The following is a 2,550-nucleotide window of genomic DNA, read 5'->3' on the forward strand; positions in this document are numbered from 1 at the left end:
CGGGGTTGTTGGATGTGGCGTTGGCTGCTGGGGAGCAGGTGGGTGCGGGTGGGGTCGAGGAGTTGACTCTGGTCGAGCCGTTGGTGTTGACCGGGCCGGTCCGCGTCCAGGTCACCGTCGGCCCGGAGACCTCCGGCAGCCGCACCGTCACGGTGCACGCCCAGCCCGCCGACGGGACCGCCGACGCCCCGTGGCGCCTGCACGCCACCGGCAGCCTCACCACCACCACCGCACCGGACGACAGCAGCGGCTTCACCCCGCTGGCCAGTTGGTCGGTCACCGACTCCGTCGACATCGACCAGCTCTACCAGCGCTTCCGCGACCGGGGCATCGCGTACGGTCCCGTCTTCGCCGGTCTGGTCGAGGCGACCGTCCGCGACGGTGACGCGTACGGCCTGGTCCGGCTGCCGCAGGGGCAGGCGCAGGCCGCCTTCGGCACCCACCCGGCGTTGCTGGACGCCGCCCTGCACCTGCTGGCCTGCCTCGGCCGCGACGGCGACGAGCAGGTGCTCCTGCCGTTCCAGTGGACCGGGGTCCGCCGGTTCGCCAGCGCCGCCACCGAACTCCGGGTCCGGATGGCACCGACCGACGACGGCGTCGAACTCTGGGCCGCCGACGGGTACGGCGCTCCGGTGCTGCACGTCCGCGAACTGCGGTTGCGTCCGGCCACCCCGGACCAGCTCCGTGCCGCCACCACCGTCGAGCACCTGTACCGGGTCGCGTTCGCCGCCGGGGACGCCGTCGCCACCCACCCGGTCGAGCGGACCTGGGTCGTCGGCGACCGGGAGCTGCCCGGTGCACTCCGCCTTCCCGACGTCGACGCCCTGCTCGCCCTGCTCGCCGACGCCGAGCCCCCGCACCGGGTCGTCCTCGACCACACCGGTGACGGCCACACCGCCAGCGACGGATCGGCCGCGGAACGCGCGAGCGCGACCGTCCTGGCCGCCGTCGACGCCGCCCGTCGGATCCTCGCCGACGAGCGTCTCGCGGGGGCCGAACTGGTCTGGCTGACCCGGGACGCCGTTTGCGCGGCGGACGGCGACCGACTCACCGGCCTCGCCGCCAGCGGTGTCTGGGGGCTGGTCCGCGCCGCCCGCACCGAGCACCCCGACCGGTCGCTGCGCCTGGTCGACCTTCCCGGCCAGAGCACCGCCGACGACGAGACCGTACGCCGTGCCCTCGACGCCCGCGACGAGCCGGAACTGGCGGTCCGTGCCGGGCACCTGCACCCGGCCCGGCTGCGCCGCGTCGGTGGCGCGTCCGGCGAGCCGGCCCGCCCGCTCGACCCCGACGCGGCGGTCCTGGTCACCGGTGGCACCGGCGAGCTGGGCCTGCTTCTCTCCCGGCACCTGGTGCAGCGGCACGGCGTACGGCGGCTCGTGCTCACCTCCCGACGGGGCCCGCAGGCCCCGGGCGCGGCGACCGTCGTCGCCGACCTCACCGCCGCCGGAGCCACCTCCGTGCGCGTGGTGGCCTGCGACGTCACCGACCGGGACCAGGTGGCCGCGGTGCTCGCCGGCGAGCCGGCGTGGACGGGCGTCTTCCACCTCGCCGCCGTCCTCGACGACGGTCTCCTGGTGGACCAGACCGTCGACCGCCTCGCCCCGGTCCTCGCCCCGAAGGTCGACGGCGCCTGGCACCTGCACGAGTTGACCGCCGGCCACGACCTGGCCGCATTCGTGCTCTTCTCCTCCGCCGCCGGTGTGCTCGGCAACCCGGGCCAGAGCGGGTACGCCGCCGCGAACACCTTCCTCGACGCTCTCGCCGCCGCGCGCCGCGCCGCCGGGCTGCCCGGCACCAGCCTCTCCTGGGGTCTCTGGCAGCAGGCCGGCACCGGCCTGACCGCCAGCCTCGGCCAGGCCGACCTGTCCCGGCTGCGCCGGCAGGGCATCGCCGCGCTCAGCCCCGAGCAGGGGCTGAGCGCCGTGGACACCGCGCTGGCCCGCACCGAGCCGCACCTCGTACCGGTCCGGTTGGCGCTGACCAGCCTCCAGCGTGAGGTCGACAACGGCGTGCCGGCCCCCGCGCTGCTGCGTGGCCTGCTCCGGACCCCCGCCCGGCGGGCAGGGGCCGGCGGCGCGGGCACCCTGCGCGACCGGATCGCCGCGCTCCCGGCCGACGAACGGCTCACCGCCCTGGTCGGCCTGGTCCGCGCGGAGGCCGCCGTGGTCCTCGGCGCGCCCTCGGCCGACGCGGTCGCGCCGAACCAGGTCTTCAAGGAACTCGGCCTGGACTCGCTGATGGCGGTGGAGCTGCGCAAGCGGCTCGCCGCCGCCACCGACGTGACCCTCCCCGCGACTCTCGCCTTCGACCACCCGACCCCACGGGCCGTCGCCGCCGTCCTGCTCGACCGGCTCGACCTCGCCGGTGCGCCGACCCGCCCCGCCCGCACCGTCGAGCGCCCCGCCCCGACCGGCAACGACGAGCCGATCGCGATCGTGGCGATGGGGTGTCGGTTGCCGGGTGCGGATTCGCCGGAGGAGTTCTGGTCGTTGTTGGTGGAGGGTCGGGATGCGGTGGGTCCGTTTCCGGATCGGTGGGCCGGGTTGG

The 2,550-nt window shown here is 76.2% G+C and carries 1 protein-coding gene; it reads left to right on the forward strand.

The genetic code is table 11. The features are described 5' to 3' along the window. Positions 1-20: 20 nt before the first annotated feature. A partial coding sequence (locus KBX06_RS27380; RefSeq protein ID WP_210839940.1) for a type I polyketide synthase occupies positions 21-2,550 on the forward strand: 2,530 nt, incomplete at its 3' end.

The sequence above is a fragment of the Micromonospora sp. C31 genome (assembly GCF_018070575.1).
Classification (GTDB): domain Bacteria; phylum Actinomycetota; class Actinomycetes; order Mycobacteriales; family Micromonosporaceae; genus Micromonospora.